Origin of the sequence: Shewanella sp. 8A (assembly GCF_023475945.1) — a bacterium.
GTDB classification, from domain to species: domain Bacteria; phylum Pseudomonadota; class Gammaproteobacteria; order Enterobacterales; family Shewanellaceae; genus Shewanella; species Shewanella xiamenensis.
In genome coordinates, this window is sequence record NZ_JAMDJP010000136.1 from 1 (window position 1) to 222 (window position 222).

At 49.1% G+C, this 222-nt stretch carries 1 pseudogene; it reads left to right on the plus strand.

The annotated features are described in order from the left end of the window. Positions 1-222: pseudogene (locus M0413_RS22885) on the plus strand (IS4 family transposase); the annotation flags it as partial.

The following is a 222-nucleotide window of genomic DNA, read 5'->3' on the forward strand; positions in this document are numbered from 1 at the left end:
TCGCATGGTTTGCTTGATGGAATTAAGCAGCCATTTATTGGTCAACAGCGCCTTTGATTCGGTTGCCGAAAATGAAATGAACTTAGCGTCCCAGCTCATTCCTAGCATTCCCAATCACAGCCTAACCCTATTTGACCGAGGATTTTACTCGCTCGGCCTGCTGCACGCTTGGCAGCAAGCGCAACCTGATAGCCACTGGTTGTTGCCATTGAAGAAAGGCAC